The sequence below is a fragment of the Pedococcus sp. NPDC057267 genome (assembly GCF_042668795.1).
Classification (GTDB): Bacteria; Actinomycetota; Actinomycetes; order Actinomycetales; family Dermatophilaceae; genus Pedococcus.
This window is the reverse complement of record NZ_JBHUYG010000045.1, coordinates 1-18,762: the sequence shown is the minus strand read 5'-3', so window position 1 is coordinate 18,762 and position 18,762 is coordinate 1. Positions and strand designations below refer to the sequence as shown.

Below are 18,762 nucleotides of genomic sequence, written 5' to 3'. Positions count from 1 at the left end.
CCCCGTGTCCTCCGCCGATCCCCGCGAGCCGCACGCGGCCGGGTCCGCGCCGCAGCTGGAGCTGCTGCGCCGCGCCACCGCCCACCTCGCACCCGTCGTCCCGCTCCTGACCGAGCTGGGCGAGCGGTTCGCCGCAGCCGGGCACGAGCTGGCCCTGGTCGGCGGGCCCGTCCGCGACGCCTTCCTCGGCCGGACCAGCCCCGACCTCGACTTCACGACGAGCGCCACGCCGGACGAGACGCTCGCGGTCCTCAAGCCGTGGGCGGACACGCACTGGGACGTCGGGCGCGAGTTCGGCACCATCGGCGCCCGGCGGGGCGCGACGACCGTCGAGGTGACGACGTACCGCGCCGACGCCTACGACGGCCTCACCCGCAAGCCCGTCGTCGCCTTCGGCGACAACCTCCCCGACGACCTGGTCCGGCGCGACTTCACCGTCAACGCGATGGCGCTGCGGCTGCCGGCCATGGAGTTCGTCGACCCGTATGCCGGGCTGGCCGACCTCGCCGCCCGTCGCCTGCGCACCCCCGGGCCGCCGGAGGTGTCCTTCGGCGACGACCCGCTGCGGATGATGCGCGCGTGCCGCTTCGTGGCGCAGCTCGGCTTCGACGTGGCGCCCGAGGTGCGCGCGGCCATGACCGAGATGGCCGGCTCGATCGGGATCGTCTCGGCCGAGCGGGTGCGCGACGAGCTGTCCAAGCTGCTGCTGGCGCCGCGCCCGCGTGGCGGCCTGCGGCTGCTCGTCGACACCGGGCTGGCCGACCACGTGCTGCCCGAGCTGCCGGCCCTGCGGCTGGAGATCGACGAGCACCACCGGCACAAGGACGTGTACGAGCACTCGCTCACCGTCCTGGACCAGGCGATCGCGCTCGAGGGCCCGGCCGACGGGCCGCCCGAGTCCGTGCCCGGCCCCGACCTGGTGCTGCGGCTGGCGGCGCTGCTGCACGACATCGGCAAGCCGGCGACCCGGCGGTTCGAGACCGGCGGCGGGGTGTCGTTCCACCACCACGAGGTCGTCGGCGCCAAGCTGGCGGCCAAGCGGCTCAAGGCGCTGCGGTTCGACAAGGAGACGGTCAAGGCCGTGGCCCGGCTGACCGAGCTGCACCTGCGTTTCCACGGGTACGGCGACGGGCAGTGGACCGACTCGGCCGTGCGTCGCTACGTCACCGACGCGGGGCCGCTGCTGCCGCGCCTGCACCGGCTGACCCGGTCGGACTCCACGACCCGCAACGCCCGCAAGGCGCAGCGGCTCTCGACCACGTACGACGAGCTCGAGCGCCGGATCGATCGGCTGCAGGAGCAGGAGGAGCTCGCTGCGGTGCGCCCCGAGCTCGACGGCAACGAGATCGGCCAGGTGCTGGGCATCCGTCCCGGCCCGGTGCTGGGGCGCGCGTACAAGCACCTGCTCGAGGTCCGGCTGGACCGCGGGGTCATCGGGCGGGAGGCCGTCGAGGCCGAGCTGCGGGCCTGGTGGGAGCAGCAGCCCGAGTCGGGCGGCGAGCCCGGGGGCCAGGCCGGGGGCCAGGCCGGTCCGGCGGGCGAGTGACCGGCCGCTGACCGTCGGCGGCGCCGGGTTGGTGCCGCCCGGCATACGCCCCGTGCACGCTCGTCTGTGCACAGACGAGCGTGTGCCTGCGCTCGGACCCGCTCTCTGCGCAGTGGGACGCGGGTCTGCGAGCAGACCTCCGGGCACAGGGGGCGGGGCGCGGTCCTTCGTGGTGCGGCGTGATCCGGTGCGGTCGAGCGCGGTCGGGTGCGGGCGAGCGCGGTCCGGAGCGTCCGAAATGGGCGAGGTTTCGGTGTCGCGCCCGGTGTGGGAGCCTTGCCCACGTCTGTGCCGGCGGGGTGACGCGGCGGGGTGCCGACGATGGGGAGTGCTCCCCATCGGCAGGGCTCCCCACGCCACCTAGCCTTGCCGGTGCGGCGACGGCTGCCGCCTGGCCCCCGAAAGGTCCCGATGCCCACCCTGAAGTACCCGAGCGAGCAGTTCCCCGGCCCGCCCTCGGTCACCGTCGACATCCCGGACGGCTGGTCCCCGGTGCGCGTCCCGGGCACCCTGCTCGCCGCACGGCGGGCGGAGAAGGGCGGCGCGTTCGCGCCCAACCTCGTCGTCCGCGGCTTCACCCGGTCGGCGGAGTTCACCATCGGGCGGGCCCTGGCCGAGCTCAAGGCCTTCGTGCAGGAGCGGCCCGACGGCGAGATGGACGACCCGTTCGAGGTCGAGATCGCCGAGGTCCCGTTCGTCGGCGTCAACGTCTCGTGGACCGACGAGAAGGTGGGGGACGTCGTGCAGGCGCACCTGTTCGCGGGAGCGCGGCGCGGTCAGGTCGTCGACCTCATCCAGGTGACCGGCTCGGTGGGCGGCCCCGAGGTCGAGTCGGAGTACGCCACCGTCCAGGAGCTCATGCAGACCGTCCGGGTGACCCGGTGAGGGCCACCCCCACGACGGTGCACGGGCTGACGCTGCGGGTCGGCGCGGCCACCGACGTCGGCCGCGTCCGCGACCACAACGAGGACGCGCACCTCGCGGCCGGTGGCCTCTACCTCGTCGCCGACGGCATGGGCGGCCACGCCGCGGGCGAGGTCGCCAGCCGGATCGCGGTGGACACGGTGCAGGAGGTCACCTCCCGCGCCGTCGTCGTCCGCGACGACGTCGTGCGCGCGCTCACCGAGGCCAACGACCGCATCCTGCGTTCGGTCGCGCGCAACCCCGCCCAGACGGGCATGGGGACCACCGCCGCGGGCCTGGCCGTCGTGTCCCAGGGTGGCTCGAGCCACTGGGCGGTCTTCAACGTCGGCGACTCCCGCGTCTACCGGCTCGCGAACGGCCGGATGGAGCCGGTGACCGTCGACCACTCCGAGGTGCGCGAGCTCGTCGACGCCGGCCTCATCACCGAGGCCGAGGCCGCCCGGCACCCGCTGCGCAACGTCGTGACCCGCTCGCTCGGCGCCGACACCATGCCGGCGGTCGACCTCTGGGTGTTCCCGCCGCAGCCGGGCGAGCGGTTCCTCGTCTGCTCCGACGGACTGAACGGCGAGCTCTCCGACGCCGAGATCTCCCACCTGCTGTCCACCCACGAGGACCCGCAGGACGCCGCCGAGGCCCTGGTCCGGGCCGCGGTCGACGCCGGGGGTCGCGACAACGTGACCGTGGTCGTCGTCGACCTCGACGGCCGCGACGACAGCGACGACGACCCGGACGCCGACACGGCTCCCCGCAGCGAGGTGACGGGGTCACCCGCATGAGCGAGGTCCGGTTCCGCGCCCCCGACCAGCCGGGATGGTCCGCCATCTCGGCTGGCGGCGTGTCCGCCCTCGTGCGCGGCGGGGAGTCCGACGACGTGGTCAAGCGCGTCGCCGAGTCGGTCCGGACCGGCGACCTCGACGACGTCCTCGACGCCCTCTCCGCCGAGGGACTGCGCCGGGCCCCCGACTTCGTGGCCGTCCTCGACGGCGACCCCGTGCGTGTCGTCGCCCGCGGCACCGCGTATGCCGTGGTGTCCGGCCCCGACGGCGACCTCGAGTTCCGTGCCGGGCGGGGCCCGTGGACCGACACGGACGCCCCGGCGGGTGCCACCGAGGTGGTGCTGCACTCCGGTGAGCCGCTGCCCGAGCCCGAGCCCGAGGGCCTGCCCGACGGTGAGCTCGAGCGGCCTAGCGCGGTCAAGGGCTGGCAGCTGCCGGCCCGGCTGCGCCGCGGCGGGCCGCCGCGCGAGCAGCAGGCGCCGGACCGCGACCAGCCCGAGGTGCAGGACGTGCCCGGCTACGACTACCTGTTCGGAGCCCCGGGCTCGACCGGCACCCCGCCGTTCCTGGGCGACCACGACACCGGCTCGCTCTCCGAGCCACCCATCGGCCGGGCGCCGATGGAGGAGGCCGGCGGACTCGACGAGGCCTCCGACCACACCCTGCCGCCCCCGCTGCACACCCAGCAGGGCCGGCCCGACCCCGCCTCGGCGCCGGTGCCGGGGACGTCCGGGTCGACGCCTGCGGCCGATCCCGTCGCTCCGGCAGCTGCCGCCGGCTCCCGGGGCAGCGGCAGCGGCCTCATCGAGTCGGTCCCGTGGCGCAGGGGTGGCAGCAACGTCCCGCCGCCGGAGCCCGCGTCGGGCCCCGCCACGTCGGCCCCCGAACGCGACGCCTCGGCCGCCCCGGAGCCGTACGCCCCGGAGCCGTACGCCCCCGAACGCGACCCCTCGGTCGCCCCCGAGCCGGCCGCCCCCGAGCCACACGCCCCCGTGCGCGCCGCCGAGCAGCCCCCGGCGGCACCGACCGGCTGGGGTGCCCTGCCTCCCCTGCCGTCGGCGTCGGAGCCCGTGGTGGGACCCGTCCCCCCGGCGTCCGCGCCGCGGGACTCGGCCCCCGCGCCGGTCGCGCCCGAGGAGGCCGTCGAGCCCGAGGAGGCCACGGTCGACCGGGCGAGCCTGCCCGTCACCGCCACCGGGTCGATCCCGCGCGGCCCGATCGTGCTGGCGGTGCTGTGCCCGGCCGGCCACCCGAGCCCGCCGCACGCCGTCACCTGCCGGGTCTGCGACCGCGAGATCCCGCCCCAGCAGCCGTTCCAGGCCCCGCGGCCGCCGCTCGGCACCATCCGGCTGTCCAGTGGTGACGTCGTCACCCTCGACCGCGGCGTCCTGCTCGGCCGGGCCCCGAAGCTCAACGCCGACCTGCCCGCCGCGGACCGGCCGCACCTCGTGCGGGTCGTCAGCGCCGAGAACGACATCTCGCGCAACCACGTCGAGGTCGTCCTCGAGGGGTGGCACGTCCTGGTCCGCGACCTCGGCTCGACCAACGGCACCACGATCACCCTGCCCGGGCAGCAGCCGGTCCGGCTGCGCCCCAGCGACAGCCAGGTGATCGAGCCCGGCACGGTCGTCGGCATGGCCGACGAGGTCACCTTCACCTACGAGGTGCGGGCGTGAGCAGTGCCGCGCCACCCGAGCTGGACGGCCTGGTCTACCGCGAGCGCATCGGCTCTGGCGGGTATGCCGACGTGTACCTCTACGAGCAGCAGGCGCCCCGGATGCGGGTCGCGGTGAAGGTGCTCAAGGGCGAGGGGATCACCGACGCGATCCGCCGCCAGTTCCGCGACGAGGCGGACACCATGGCCCAGCTCGCCGACCACCCGTACATCGTCCAGGTGTTCCGGTCCGGAACGTCGACCGACGGCCGGCCGTACCTCGTCATGAAGTACTACCCGCCGCCGAACCTCGCCATGCGCTCGCGCAGCGAGCGGCTGTCGGTCGAGGAGGTGCTGCGGACCGGCATCCAGCTGGCCAGCGCGGTCGAGACGGCGCACCGGGCCGGCATCACCCACCGTGACATCAAGCCGGCCAACGTCCTGGTCAGCCAGTACGGCGCGCCGGGCCTCACCGATTTCGGCATCGCCGGCCAGCTCGGGCACGGGGCGGCCGAGGACGATGACGACGACGTGGGCGTCAGCGTGCCGTGGGCGCCCCCGGAGGTGCTGTTCGGCCAGTCCAGCGGCGACGTGCGCTCCGACGTCTACTCGCTGGCCGCCACGCTGTGGCAGCTGCTCGTCGGCCGCTCGCCGTTCGAGGTCCCCGGCGGCGACAACTCGGCCTACGGGCTCATGCCCCGCATCCGTACCAGCCCCGTTCCCCCGACCGGCCGCGCGGACGTCCCGGCCTCGCTCGAGCGGCTGCTCGCCCAGGCGATGGCCAAGGACCCCGACGCCCGGCCGCAGTCGGCGCTGGCGTTCGCCCGTTCCCTGCAGGAGATCGAGCAGGAGCAGCGGTTCGCCCGGTCGGCCATCGTCGTCCTCGACGAGCAGGGCCAGACCACCCTCGCCGACCAGACCGGCGGCCCGGAGGGTGGCGACGGAGACCGCACCCGCGTGCGCGCCCCCCGGGCGGTGCAGGGGCAGGTCCCGGTGGTCCCGCCCCGGCCGGCCCGCTCGGTCGGCGGGACGCACGCCGTCACCGGTGCCCAGGGCGTCCCGACCGCCCCGGGCACGCACGCGGCATACGAGCGCAGGCCCGTCCCCGGCGACGTCCCGGAGGGGACGGTCAGCCGCGACCGGCTCGGCACGAGCACCGTCGCCGCGCCCGAGGCGCCGGCGCCCGCCCCCACGCGCAACCCCGCGGTGACGTTCGCGGCGCTCGCGGTGGGCGCGGTCGCGGTCGTCGCCCTCTTCTCGTTCCTCTTCGGGGGTCGAGGCGGCGACGACAGGGCGACCGACTCCCCGACCACGGCGGCCAGCCAGACCGGCGACGTGGCCCTCGACGTCCCCGACGCCCCGCGCGTCGAGGCGACCGGGGTGGCAGGAGGCGTGCGGCTCACGTGGACCTACCTGGCGCCGCAGAAGCAGGACCGGTTCTTCGTCCGTTCCGGACCCGACACCTCGGCCCTGACGCAGGCCCAGGACCGCGGACCCCTCGACACGGCGACCACGACGATCGCAGCGAAGGCGGGAACCCAGGTGTGTGCCCAGGTCAGGACCAACCGCAACGGCGCGGGCTCGGACTACTCGACCCCGGTCTGCGCGGTGGCCAGGTGAGCGCGGCGGTGGACGCGGGCACGGTGACGGTCGAGTTCTGCGGCGAGGAGTTCGTCGCCGTGCCGGGCACGCCGCTGACGATCGGGCGCACGGGCGACGTCGAGATCGACGACAACCCGTTCCTGCACCGCAGCTTCCTGCAGGTCGTCCACGACGGCGGGCTGTGGTGGCTGAGCAACGTCGGCACCACCCTCACCGCGACCGTCGCCGACAAGAAGGGCCTGTTCCAGGCCTGGCTCAACCCCGGGGCGCGGATCCCGCTGGCGCTCGAGCGCTTCACGGTCTGGTTCACGGCCGGCCCCACGACGTACGACCTCGACATCGTCGTGGGCAGCCCCGCGTTCACCTCGACCCGCACCGAGGCGCTCGAGGAGGACACCGCCACCGGTGAGACGACGGTGGGCCGGGTGACCTTCACGCCCGACCAGAAGCTGCTCATCGTCGCGCTGGCAGAGCCCCTGCTGCGCCGGTCGTATGCCGGGACCGGCCAGATCCCGTCGTCCGCGGACGCGGCGGCGCGGCTGGGCTGGAAGGTCACGAAGTTCAACCGAAAACTGGACAACGTGTGTCAAAAGCTCGCGGATGCTGGTACTCGTGGACTGCACGGGGGCCCGGGGAAGCTCGCGAGCAACAGGAAGTCCAGGCTCGTCGAGCACGCGCTGTCGACCCGTCTGGTGACGGAGGCGGACCTCGTGCTCCTCGACGCGATCGACAGTGAAGGACCTGGGGGGAAGTAGTCATGAGCCCGGTGTTCCACCGGAGGGCGGGCATCGCGTCGGGGGTCGTGGTCGCGCTGGCGGCTGCCAGCCTGGCCTTCTTCGCCGTGCAGTCCAAGGGGGAGACGGTCCACGAGGCCGACCTCAACGACGGCGGCGTGTGGGTCTCGGCGACCAACCACGCCCAGTTCGCGCGGATGAACAAGGCCGCCAAGCAGTTCGATGCCGGCGTGCAGGCCAACGTCACGCCCGGCTCGGGCCTCGACGTCCTGCAGGACGGGTCCGCCGTCCTCGGGGTCAGCCTCGCGACCGACCAGCTCCTGCCGATCGACCCCCGGACCGGGCGGCTCGACTCCTCGGCCACGGTCACCTACCCCACCCGTGCCAGGCGGGTCGCGAACGAGTACGTCCCCTCGACCGTCGACCTGCGCGGCGGCACCGTCGCGATGGTCGACCCGACCTCGGGCAAGGTCTGGGCGCAGCGCGTGGGCACGTCCGGGCCGCTGCAGGGGCTCGACCTGTCGACGACCAGCGACCCGATCGCCAAGGTCGGCGCCGTCGCCGCCGTCACGGTCGACGTCACCGGTGGGGTGCACGCGGTGTCCGCGGCCACGGGCACGGTCGTGACGATCCCCGCGGCGGGCGACTCCTTCGGCAAACCGGTCACCTCCCGGCTCAAGCTGCGGACCAGCGCGGTCGACATCACGGCGGTCGGCACCCGCTGGGTCGTCTACGACCCCGTGGACGACCAGCTGTTCGCCCAGGGGCTCGACACCCCCGTCGCCGGCGGTGTCCGCCGCACCGGTTCGCTGGCGTATGCCGCGCTCCAGCAGGCAGGCCCCGCCGCCGACTCGGTGGCGCTGGAGACGGCCACCGAGGTGCGGGTCATCGGCCTCGGAGGCAAGGCCGACCAGGGCGGCATCCGCCTGCCCAACGCCACCGGCGCCGCGGAGTCGCCGATGGTCAGCCGGCCCCTGCGGCTCGGGTCGTGCGTCCACGGCGCGTGGGCCCGCACGGCCGAGGCGTACTACGGCGTGAACTGCGGCCAGGACGACGCGACCTCCGCCGGAACGCTGACCCGCCCCGGCGACGTGCCGCTGCGCGACGGCATGGCGCTGCGCACCAACCACGGCCTCGTGGTCCTCAACGACCTCGACACCGGGGACGCCTGGGACCTGGACTCCAAGCCGCTCAAGGTCGACAACTGGGACTCGGTCGTCCCGCCGAGCCAGACCGACGACAAGTCCAAGAACAAGGACAAGAACGTCGTCGACGACACCAGCACCCCGCAGCCGCCCAAGGCCGAGCCGGACACCTACAAGGTGCGCCCCGGCCGCACGAGCAAGCTCCACGTCCTCGACAACGACACCGACAGCGCCGGCTCGATCCTGGCGATCGCCCCCGACGAGGTGACGACCCCGAACGTCCCCGGCGTGACGACGACCGTGGCCGGCGACGGCCAGAGCATCGACATCACGGTGCCCGCCCACCCGCAGTCCCGGGCGTTCTCCTTCTCCTACAAGGTCAACAACGGCACGTCGGCCCCGCACGCGCAGGCCTCGGTGTCGGTCACCGTGGTCGACGACTCCGTCAACTCGCCCCCGACGCTGCGCGAGGGCCAGGCGAAGATCGCCACGACGGCCTACCCCGTCGTCGCCGGCGGGCGGCTGCCGCTGCAGGTGCTCGGCGACTGGCGCGACCCGGAGTGCGACCCGGTGTCGGTGGCACCGACCGACTCCGGCAGCCTCGTCGACGGCCTCGGCCGGCTCGTCGTCCGCGCCGGGCAGAAGGCCGGGTCCGAGGCGGTCGACTACGCCGTCGAGGACGACCACGGGGCCCGCACCAAGGCCAAGGTCACCCTCGACGTGCTCGGCAAGGACTCCACGTTCCGTGCACCCGGCACCCAGCCGGACGTCGTCCGCGGCGTCGTCGGCAAGCCGCTGCAGCTCGAGCCGCTCGGCAACGACATCGCCGGCGCCGACCCGCAGGAGCCGGACGCCCAGATGCGTCTCGCCACCGAGGTGCGCTCGCAGGGCTCGCTCACCGTCCAGACCGAGCTCGACACCGGAGTCGTGACCATCACCGGGTCGGCGAAGGGCACCTACGAGCTGACCTATGCCGCGCAGGTGGGCCAGGGCGTCGCCCCCGGCCGGATCCGGGTCGACCTCATCGAGAACCCCGACCCGGACGCCCCACCCGTCGCCAACGGCGACTCGGCCACCGTGCGCGAGCAGACGCCGGTCATGGCCGACGTGCTGGCCAACGACTACTCGCCGCGGGCCGACGTGCTCGTCACCCGCAGCGTCTCGACCGACGCCGACAGCACCTGGCTGCGGCCGTCCATCTACCAGGGGCGCTGGGTGCGGGTCGAGGCGCTCGAGCCGTTCACCGGCGGTGCGCCACGCACCGGCACCGTGCGGTACGTCGTCAGCGACGGGCGCAAGTCCGCCACCGGAGAGCTCACGGTCACCCAGCGGCCGGCCGACGACGGCGCCCTGCCCATCCTGCAGGACGACACCGCGGTGGTCCGCTACGGCGACACCGTGACCGTGCCGGTCCTGGACAACGACTCGATGGCCGAGGGCGTGCCGCTCGTGCTCGACCCCGACTCGGTCAAGGTCCTCGGCGGGGAGGCGCAGAACGCGTTCGCCTCCGGGAACGTGCTTCGGTACGTGCCCGACACGACCAAGCCGATCTCCGCGGAGAAGGTCGTCACGATCGAGTACGGCGCCTACCCGATCGGCGACAAGAGCAAGGAGCAGTCGGCCCGGGTCACCGTCACGGTCAAGCCGCCGCCGGGGCCGACCAGTCCCAACCAGGCCCCCACCGCGCGCAGCTTCTCGGCCAGCGTCGTCGCCGGCGAGCCCCTGACGATCACCGTCCCCACCTCCGGCGTCGACCCCGACGGCGACAGCGTCACCGTGCAGGGCATCGAGGGCGAGGACGGCGGACCGGTCGAGCTGTCGCTGGGCCGGGTCACCGGCTTCGGCGCCTCGACGATCAGGTACGAGGCGTACCCGCGGGCGGCCGGCACCGAGGTGCTGCACTACCGCGTGGCCGACCGGTACGGCGCCGAGAGCACCGGCTTCGTGCGGATCGGTGTCGTCCAGCCCGGCGACCCCCAGCCCCCGGTCGCTGTCCAGGACGAGGTCCGGGCCGCGCCCGGCAAGACCGTCACGATCGACCCGACCGAGAACGACCTCATCGCGCGGGGCGACGTCGTCGACCTCACGTACAAGGACCTCAACCCGGCGGCCGAGCTGGCGAAGTGGCGCATCGACGCCAAGGCGAGCACCTTCCGCACGACCGTCCCGCCGGTGGCGGACGGCCCCCGCCGGCTGACGTACGGCATCGACAACGGCGTCTTCGACCCGTCCCGGTCGACCATCGCCGTCATCCCGGTCAAGGGCTGGAAGAACCGCCCGGTCGCGGTCGACGACGTCGCCAAGCCCCAGCCCGGCGAGCAGACGACGGTGGTCGACGCACTCGCCAACGACCGCGACGTCGACGGCGACCACAGCCAGCTGCGGATCGTGCGCACCCTGTCGCCCGAGGGGGTCGTCGAGGGCAACAAGGTCCGGGTGCGCGTCCTGGACCACCCGCACACCGTCCCCTACGTCATCGAGGACGCCGACGGCGAGACGGCCATGGCGCTGATCTACGTGCCGACGGGGAGCAACGGCGTGCCGTTCGTCGCGGACGGCTCGCTCATCGAGATGGGCAAGGACTCCACCACGACGGTCGCGATCGGTGACTACGTGAAGTCGCCGCGGGCGCGGGTCGTCTCGCTCACCACCCCCGACACCCTCAGCGCGTCCCCCGCCGGCAACCTCGCGGTGGAGAACGACGGCCGCAACACCCTGACCCTCACGTCGTCCAACGGCTACGTCGGTCCGGGCGCGGTGCTCCTCGAGGTCACCGACAAGGAGAACGCGCGGCAGACCGACGCCCGCACGGCATACGTCTCCATCCCGGTCCAGATCGGGCCGAAGGTGCCGCTGCTGACCTGCCCGGACTTCGCGGTGAGCCTCACCGCAGCCGGGCGCCCCCGCTCGCTCGACATCCCGACCCTGTGCCACGCCTGGCTGCCGCCGGGGCTGACCGCGGCGGACGTGAGGTACCAGGCGAGCTGGGACCCCGAGTCCAGGGGCGTCGACCTGGGGCAGTCGGGCACGGGCGGCCGCGAGGTCGTCCTGCGGGCAGGGCGCGACGCGCCCAGCAGCGTGAACGGGCGCGTGCGGGTGCAGCCCGAGAACGGCTCGCCCTCGTACATCCGCGTCACCGTGCTCGGCCTGGACACCGACCCGGCCAAGACCGCCCTCGACCCGCAGGGCAACCCGCTGCAGACGGCGCCCCCGCCGCGAGTCCGGCCGTTCTCGGTCGACGGGCTGAAGGCCGGGTCCTCGCAGACGGTCGACCTGCACGGCTACCTCGACTCCCCGCTGGACAAGCCGTCCTGCACCGTCGGGGCCGCGCGCATCGTCAGCGGCAAGCAGCTCACGGCGAGCGCCTCGGGCTGCTCGGTGACCGTGACGGCGGGACCCGAGTCCTCCGGCAAGGGCGTCGTGGAGGTGTCCGTCTCCGACGGCCCCGGCCGGAACGCGGTCGGGCGCGGCACCATCAGCGTGCTCGGGAAGCCGCTCGCCCCCGGCGGCGTCTCGGCGACCGCCGACCGCGTCAACGGCGGCACGGCGCGGGTGTCCTGGACCCCGCCGACGTTCGACGGGGGGTCGCCGATCACCGGGTACACCGTCTACACCACGGGTCCCGGCGCGCCCGGTCCCCAGCCGTGCTCGGCCTCGCCGTGCACCGTGGGGGGCCTCACCGACGGCGAGCAGTACACGTTCTCGGTGAGCGCCACCAACGGCGTCGGCGAGGGGCCGAGGGCGGGGCCGTCCGCCCCGGTCGAGCCCGACACCCTGCCCAACCCGGTCACCGGCGTGAGGATGGTCTCCCGCGGCGACGGCTACCTCGTGGTCGGGTGGACCGAGCCGCCCCGCAAGGGCAGCCCGGTCAGCAGCTACGAGGTGCAGGCGGTCGACACGACCACCGGCGCGGCCAAGCGGACGACGGTCACGGCGCCGCCGACGACGGCCCGCATCGCCGGCCTGACCAACGACCACGTCCAGCGGGTGTCGGTCCGCGCGGTCAACCGGCTCGGCGCCGGTCCCTACGGCCCCTCAGCCGACCTGCAGTCCGCCGGCACGCCGCAGGCCGTCGGTGCCCCGACCCTCACGACCCCGGCACCGGCCTCGGGCGACACCAGCAGCTACGTCAACGTGAACTGGAGCCCGGTGGCCCCCAACGGCCCGACGCTCGTGCGCTACACCGTCTACCGGCGCACCGGCACGGGCGCGTGGACCGAGCGGGGGACCACCTCCCCCGGGACGACGTTCTTCCGTGACAACGGCGTGAGCTACTCGGGGGAGACCTACGGCTACGTGGTCACCGCCACGAACGGCGCGTCCAACGAGTCGGCCAAGTCGAACGTGTCGACGATCAAGCCCACCGGGTTCCCGACGACGCCGACAGGACTCAGGGCCAGGACGGACGCGCCCGACTACAAGGCGCAGTTCAGCGTCGTGCTGAACGAGTCCAACGCCAACGGCTACAAGGCGGTGGAGTGGTCGGCCGGCGGCAAGAGTGGGATCGTGTCCTGCTCCTGTCCCGAGGGCAGCCGCACCCCGGACCTCGTCACCAACGCCACCCTGCCCGTGAGTGCGTCGGGCTACGGGATCAAGGTCCGTGGCATCAACACCGCCGGGCGGGCGGGTCCCTGGTCCAGCGCCGTCACCATCCGCCCGTACGGCCCGACGCCGACGCCGAACAACGGCCGGCACTCGGCCTCGGGCAAGACGGTCAGCTTCTCGTGGTCCCTGCCGACGAACGGGCGCGCGATCACGCAGGTCAAGATCAACGGCACCGTCTACGGCCCGCCCAAGACGTCGATCTCGTTCACGGGCAACTACTCCCAGAACTGGACCGTCAAGGTCTTCGCCTACTCTGCGGCCGGCTGGTCGAGCAACGCGCTGACCATGACCCAGCAGGCCGACGCCGCGCCGGTGAAGCCGAGCGTCACCGTCCTGAAGGGGAACTCGTGCTCGCAACGGTCCTGCAACACCGGCAACGGATCGTGCGGCACCTCCGACTGCTACTGGATCGCGGTGCGCACGGCCAACTTCGGCGGCTCCGTCACGTGCACCTTCCGCCTCAACGGGGGCACGGTGAGCGGCTGGAGGGACCTGGCCATGGGTGGCAACACGTATGCCGAGAGCGACAACTTCGTCGGGTACGTGGGGGCGAGAGTGTCAGCGACCTGCTCCAGACCCGGTCAGTCGGCCACCGGCTCGCTCATCTGGTGAGCCCGCGCCGCGGGCCGCGGCCCACCCCCGCACCGCACACCCCCGCACCTCCGAGCCCTGCACCTGAGAGCCCTGCACCACCCACCCCTGCACCGCCCACCACGACCGCGAAGGAACACACGCAGCGATGACCGTCACCCAGGACCAGGCCCAGTGGTTCGAGCAGGCCTTCCGCCAGATGGTGGGCAACGTCGAGAAGGCCGTGCTCGGCAAGGAGCACGTCATCCGGCTCGCCGTGACCTGCATGCTGTCCGAGGGCCACATCCTGCTCGAGGACTTCCCCGGCACCGGCAAGACCCAGCTGGCCCGCGCGCTCGCGAGCACGGTCCAGGGCACCAACAACCGGATCCAGTTCACGCCCGACCTGCTCCCGAGCGACGTCACCGGCGTGACGATCTACGACCCGAGCAAGCAGACGTTCGACTTCCACCCGGGCCCGGTGTTCGCCAACATCGTCCTCGCCGACGAGATCAACCGCGCCTCGCCGAAGACCCAGTCGGCGCTGCTCGAGGTGATGGAGGAGGCGCACGTCACCGTCGACGGGGTGCGGCACGAGGCCGGCCGCCCGTTCATGGTCATCGCCACCCAGAACCCGATCGAGCAGGCCGGCACCTACCGGCTGCCCGAGGCCCAGCTCGACCGCTTCCTCATGAAGACCAGCCTGGGCTACCCCGACGTCGAGGCCACCGTCGCGGTCCTGCGCGACGCCAAGGTGCGCGACCGGGCGGGCTCGCTGTCGGCGGTCGTGACCTCCAGCGTCGTCACCGACATGGCAGCGCTCGCCGACGAGATCCACGTCGACCCCGCGATCCTCGCCTACGTCTCGCAGATCGCCGAGGCCACGCGGCGGCACGTGTCGGTCAAGCTCGGCCTGTCGGTCCGCGGCTGCCTGGCCTTCGTCCGCTGCGCCAAGACCTGGGCGGCCAGCCAGGGCCGCACGCACGTCATCCCCGACGACATCAAGGCCCTCGCCCAGCCCGTGCTCTGCCACCGCCTGCTCCTCACCGCCGAGGCACAGTTCGCCAACACCACCGTCGACCAGGTCATCACCCAGGTCCTCGGCGAGGTCGAGCCGCCGGTCGAGCGCGTCGCCTGACATGGCATCCCCTGCAGGACCCCCCGAGACCGCTCCCGAGGAGCGGACGGTCAGCCGTGCCGAGCTCCGCGCCCGCTCCGCAGCGAGTGGCCGGGCGCGGGCGCGGGCGCGGCGTGTGCCCTCGCTGCCCTCCGTCGCGCTACCCGCCCTGTCCCTGCCGTCGGCGTCGTCGCTGACGCTCCCGCCGTCCGTCGGCGCCAGGCTGGGCGAGCTGCGGGACCGCACCCGACCGGTCTGGGCCCCGGTGCTCGGCACGGCGCGCTGGGTCGCCCCGCTGGGGTGGGCCGTGCTCGCCCTCGGTGCCGGCGGGTGGGTCGTCGGCGTGCGTACGGGCTGGACCGAGCTGCTCATGCTCGCCGCAGCCTGCCTCGTCCTGTGGCTGGCCTGCCTGCTGCTCGCCCTCGGCCGGACCCGGGTGCGCATCACCACCGAGCTCGAGCCCGTGCGGGTCAGCGTCGGTGAGCCGGCGACCGGTCGCGTGACCGTCGCGAACGTCAGCAAGCGGCCGATGCTCCCCGTGGTCGTCGAGCTGCCGGTGGGCGTGTCCGCCGCGCGGTTCACCCTGCCCACCCTGGCCGCCGGCAGGGAGCACGAGGAGCTCTTCGTCGTCCCCACCCACCGCCGCGGGGTCATCCCGGTGGGGCCGGCCTCGACCGTGCAGGGCGACCCGCTCGGCCTGGTGCGGCGCACCGAGCAGTGGACCGAGGTCACCGACCTGTACGTGCACCCGCGCACCGTCTCGCTGGAGCCGCTCGGCGCCGGACTCCTGCGCGACCTCGAGGGCGAGACGACCCAGGACCTGTCGATGGCCGACCTCGCCTTCCACGCGCTGCGCGAGTACCAGCCCGGCGACGACCGCCGGTACATCCACTGGCGGTCCTCGGCCAAGGCCGGACGGCTGCTCGTCCGGCAGTTCCTCGACACCCGGCGCTCGCACCTGTGCCTGGTCGTCGACGCCGACCCCGAGCACTACGAGGGCGGTGAGGACGAGGTCGAGACCGCCATCTCGGCCGCCGCCTCCCTCGCCCGCCGATCGATCCTCGACGACAAGGACACGACGGTCGTCTGCAGGGGCGAGAAGGCCTCGCGCACGACCGCGTCCCTCACCCTCGACGCGTTCGCCCGGGTCGCCCTGGGACCCTCCGACCTCTACGCGCAGTGCGGCGACGCGCTGGCGCTCGCGCCCGACACCTCGATCGCGGTGGTCGTCACCGGTCCGCGCCGCCCCTTCATCGAGGCGCAACGCGCCCTCGACCGGTTCGAGCTCGAGGTGACCAAGGTGGTCCTGACCATCGACGCCATGCAGGAGACCGGCGTGCGGCACGTCGGCGGTGTCGTCCGCCTCAACATCCGCCGTATCCAGGACCTGCGCGCCGTCCTCGCCAGCGGGGCGCTCACGTGAGCGACACGGTATACCCCAGCGGCCCGACCGGGCCCCACCGCGACCGCACGGCTCCCGGGCTGACCCGCGCGCGGACGTGGACGGTCACGCGCGCCCGGGCGAGCGGCGACGCCGCGGGGCGCGGGCTGGTCCCCGGACGCGACGCGCTGGTCGACGCCGCCTTCACCGTCGTCCTGGTGGGCCTGGCGCTCCTGGGCTTCCGCACCGACTTCGCCGGGTACGCCTGGGTGCTGGCCGCGGCCGGGGGCCTGCTCGTCGGGCTGCTGCTCGCGCACGTCACCACCGCCCTGCGGCTGCCGGCCGTGGCCACCCTGGCAGGGGTCGTCGTGGCGTACTTCCTGCTCGGGGGGCCGCTCGCCGTGCGCGGGGACCTCGTCGGCGGGGTGGTGCCGAGCCTGCGGACGTTCGCCGACCTCGCGCGCACCGCGGTGCAGGGCTGGAAGCGGCTGGTCACGCTGCTGCCGCCGGTCGACACGACCGCCGAGCTGCACGCGCTGCCGTGGGCCGTGGGCCTGGTCGGCGGCGCCGTCACCTACGCCGTCGCGCGCCGCCTGCGCTCCCCGTATGCCGTGGTGCTGGCGCCGCTGGCCGTCCTCGGCCTGGTCATCGTGCTCGGGACGCTCGAGCCGGCCGCGCTGGCGGCGCAGGGCGTCGGTTTCGCCGTCGTGGCGGTCGGCTGGATGGTCGAGCGGTCGGCCCGCACGCGCGCGCCGCTGCAGAACGGTGCCGGCCGCGCCACCCGGCTCGGGGTGGGCACCGGCCTCGTCGCCCTCGCCGCGGTCGCCGGCCTGGTCGTCGGTCCGCACCTGCCCGGCGGGGACGCCAACCCGCGGCTGGTCGCCCGCGCCCACGTGACGCCGCCCATCGACATCGCGGCGTTCGCCAGCCCGCTGGCGGGGTTCCGCAAGTACACCGAGCCCAACAAGTCGGACCTCTACAACACCACCGTCCTCGACGTGCGCGGCCTGCCGGCCGGCACCCCGCTGCGGTTCGCCACCCTCGACTCCTACGACGGCTCGGTCTGGGGGGCGGCCAGCCGGGCCAACACCGGGTCGGTCGTGCCGGGCGCCTCCTTCCAGCAGGTGGGCCGCACCGTGGCGGCGCAGGGGCCGGGTCGCCCCACGACGGTGACCGTGACCGTGCCGGACGGCGGGTACAGCGACGTGTGGCTGCCGACCGCCGGCACCGTGACCGGCTTCCGGTTCACCGGCGCCCGGCAGGAGGCCCTGGCCTCGCAGCTGTGGCTCAACGTCGACACCGACACGGCGCTGGTGCCGGCCCGGCTCGAGCCGGGTGACACGTACACCTTCACCGCCTACGTGCCCGCGACTGCCACGAGGATGCCGCAGTCGCTGGCGACGTCGACCGGGTCGCTGACCGAGAGCACCGACACCTCCTTCCTCGACGCCAAGCTCGACGCGTGGACGGGTGAGGTGCCCGACGCCTGGGCGCAGTTCCGCTCGGTCGCGAGGGTCATGCAGTCCGAGGGCGCCTACACCGACGGCGGCACCGAGAACTCGGTCGAGCGCTTCTACCTGCCCGGCCACAGCATCGGCCGGCTCGCGCGGTTCACCTCCATCCCGCAGCTCGCGGGCGACGACGAGCAGTACGCCGCGACCCTCGCCCTCGTGGGCAACCGGCTCGGCATACCCACCCGGGTCGTCATGGGCGCGATCGTGCCGGCCTCCGGGCAGGTCCAGGGCAAGGACGTCCACGCCTGGGTCGAGGTGCGCGACGCCACGGGGACGTGGGTGCCGGTGCTGCAGGACAACTTCCTGCCCGACCGTGACCGCAAGCCCAAGGAGCTGCAGACGAAGGTCCAGGACCGCAAGGTGGGCGCGATCGTCCCGCCGCCCCCGGGGAGCAACCCGCCGAGCGTGCTGCAGGGTCCGGACCAGGCGCAGAACGCCACCAACCTCAAGAAGCCGCCGAAGAAGCTCCTCGACCCGACCTCGTGGCCGTGGTGGCTGCGGGTGCTGGTGCTGTACGTGCTGCTGCCGCTGCTCGCGCTGACCCTGTTGTACTGGCTGGTGCGCGGGCTCAAGGCGTGGCGCCGCAAGCGGCACGCCACGCGCGGCCCCACCCCGGCCCGGATCGCCTGGGCCTGGAACGACCTCGTCGCCAGCGCCCGGTCCTACGGCCACCACCCGCCGCGCCGGGCCACCCGGCTCGAGCAGGCGGGTGCGGTCCGCGGCCCCGTCGACCTGCGGCCGCTCGCGGTGTCGGCCAACGCACTGGTCTTCGGGCCCGGGCTGCCCTCGGACGCCGACGCGGCGGCCTACTGGGCGGCCACGAACGACGCCCGCTCGGACCTGCGCGCGAACGCCGACTTCTGGCGGCGCCTGCGCTCCGACGTCGACCTGCGCCCCCTGTTCGCGAAGGGCCCGGCCCGCCCGCCCAGGGCGAGGAAGACCCCGCCGCGAGGTCCCGCGGACCCCGGTGCCCCGTCACGTGCAGCCGACCGCGAGCCCCAGCCCGCCTGACGTCTGGCCCCGCGCGCTTCCCACCCCCTCCTGCTCGTCCCACTTGTTGCCACCAGGTCGTCACCGGGAGCGTCCCGAGGCCGCTGGGTGACCATCACGTGGCAACAAGTGGGGGGCTGGGGGCGGGGCGGGGCGGGGGCACCCGGCACACGCGAAAGGGCGCCTCCCGCGTGGTGCGGGAGG

General features: G+C 74.1%; 10 protein-coding genes. All 10 read left to right on the top strand.

Features of this window, described 5'->3' with window-relative positions; translation table 11 throughout:
* Positions 1-4 precede the first annotated feature (4 nt).
* The 10 genes from ACFUC1_RS11310 to ACFUC1_RS11265 all read left to right on the top strand — a co-directional run bounded on the left by ACFUC1_RS11310 (position 5) and on the right by ACFUC1_RS11265 (position 18,579).
* Positions 5-1,546, top strand: coding sequence for a CCA tRNA nucleotidyltransferase (locus ACFUC1_RS11310; RefSeq protein WP_379119715.1), 1,542 nt, complete (start codon positions 5-7; stop codon positions 1,544-1,546).
* 411 nt (positions 1,547-1,957) lie between these two features.
* On the top strand, positions 1,958-2,431 hold the full coding sequence (locus ACFUC1_RS11305; RefSeq protein ID WP_379119713.1) for a hypothetical protein: 474 nt from the start codon (positions 1,958-1,960) through the stop codon (positions 2,429-2,431).
* The gene (locus tag ACFUC1_RS11300) at positions 2,428-3,246 is read left to right on the top strand and encodes a PP2C family protein-serine/threonine phosphatase (RefSeq protein WP_379119711.1); all 819 of its coding nucleotides are present in this window, start codon (positions 2,428-2,430) and stop codon (positions 3,244-3,246) included. The genes ACFUC1_RS11305 and ACFUC1_RS11300 overlap by 4 nt, the downstream gene beginning before the upstream one ends.
* Positions 3,243-4,922, top strand: a complete 1,680-nt coding sequence (locus ACFUC1_RS11295) for an FHA domain-containing protein (RefSeq protein ID WP_379119709.1) — start codon at positions 3,243-3,245, stop codon at positions 4,920-4,922. Before ACFUC1_RS11300 ends, ACFUC1_RS11295 begins: the two co-directional genes overlap by 4 nt.
* Positions 4,919-6,520, top strand: a complete 1,602-nt coding sequence (locus ACFUC1_RS11290) for a serine/threonine-protein kinase (RefSeq protein ID WP_379119707.1) — start codon at positions 4,919-4,921, stop codon at positions 6,518-6,520. Before ACFUC1_RS11295 ends, ACFUC1_RS11290 begins: the two co-directional genes overlap by 4 nt.
* The gene (locus ACFUC1_RS11285; protein WP_379119705.1) at positions 6,517-7,257 is read left to right on the top strand and encodes a hypothetical protein; all 741 of its coding nucleotides are present in this window, start codon (positions 6,517-6,519) and stop codon (positions 7,255-7,257) included. Before ACFUC1_RS11290 ends, ACFUC1_RS11285 begins: the two co-directional genes overlap by 4 nt.
* A gap of 2 nt (positions 7,258-7,259) precedes the next feature.
* On the top strand, positions 7,260-13,598 hold the full coding sequence (locus ACFUC1_RS11280) for an Ig-like domain-containing protein (RefSeq protein WP_379119703.1): 6,339 nt from the start codon (positions 7,260-7,262) through the stop codon (positions 13,596-13,598).
* 127 nt (positions 13,599-13,725) lie between these two features.
* Positions 13,726-14,694 carry an AAA family ATPase gene (locus tag ACFUC1_RS11275; RefSeq protein ID WP_379119701.1) on the top strand — a complete coding sequence of 323 codons (969 nt, stop codon included), beginning with the start codon at positions 13,726-13,728 and terminating at the stop codon, positions 14,692-14,694.
* A 1-nt stretch (position 14,695) separates the two neighbouring features.
* Positions 14,696-16,096, top strand: a complete 1,401-nt coding sequence (locus tag ACFUC1_RS11270) for a DUF58 domain-containing protein (protein WP_379119699.1) — start codon at positions 14,696-14,698, stop codon at positions 16,094-16,096.
* On the top strand, positions 16,093-18,579 hold the full coding sequence (locus tag ACFUC1_RS11265; protein WP_379119697.1) for a transglutaminaseTgpA domain-containing protein: 2,487 nt from the start codon (positions 16,093-16,095) through the stop codon (positions 18,577-18,579). Before ACFUC1_RS11270 ends, ACFUC1_RS11265 begins: the two co-directional genes overlap by 4 nt.
* The last annotated feature ends 183 nt before the right edge of the window (positions 18,580-18,762 follow it).

Coding starts and splice junctions, on each gene's coding strand:
- ACFUC1_RS11275 (WP_379119701.1), top strand. CDS start 13,726: ATGACCGTCACCCAGGACCAGGCCCAGTGGTTCGAGCAGGCCTTCCGC.
- ACFUC1_RS11270 (WP_379119699.1), top strand. CDS start 14,696: ATGGCATCCCCTGCAGGACCCCCCGAGACCGCTCCCGAGGAGCGGACG.
- ACFUC1_RS11295 (WP_379119709.1), top strand. CDS start 3,243: ATGAGCGAGGTCCGGTTCCGCGCCCCCGACCAGCCGGGATGGTCCGCC.
- ACFUC1_RS11305 (WP_379119713.1), top strand. CDS start 1,958: ATGCCCACCCTGAAGTACCCGAGCGAGCAGTTCCCCGGCCCGCCCTCG.
- ACFUC1_RS11280 (WP_379119703.1), top strand. CDS start 7,260: ATGAGCCCGGTGTTCCACCGGAGGGCGGGCATCGCGTCGGGGGTCGTG.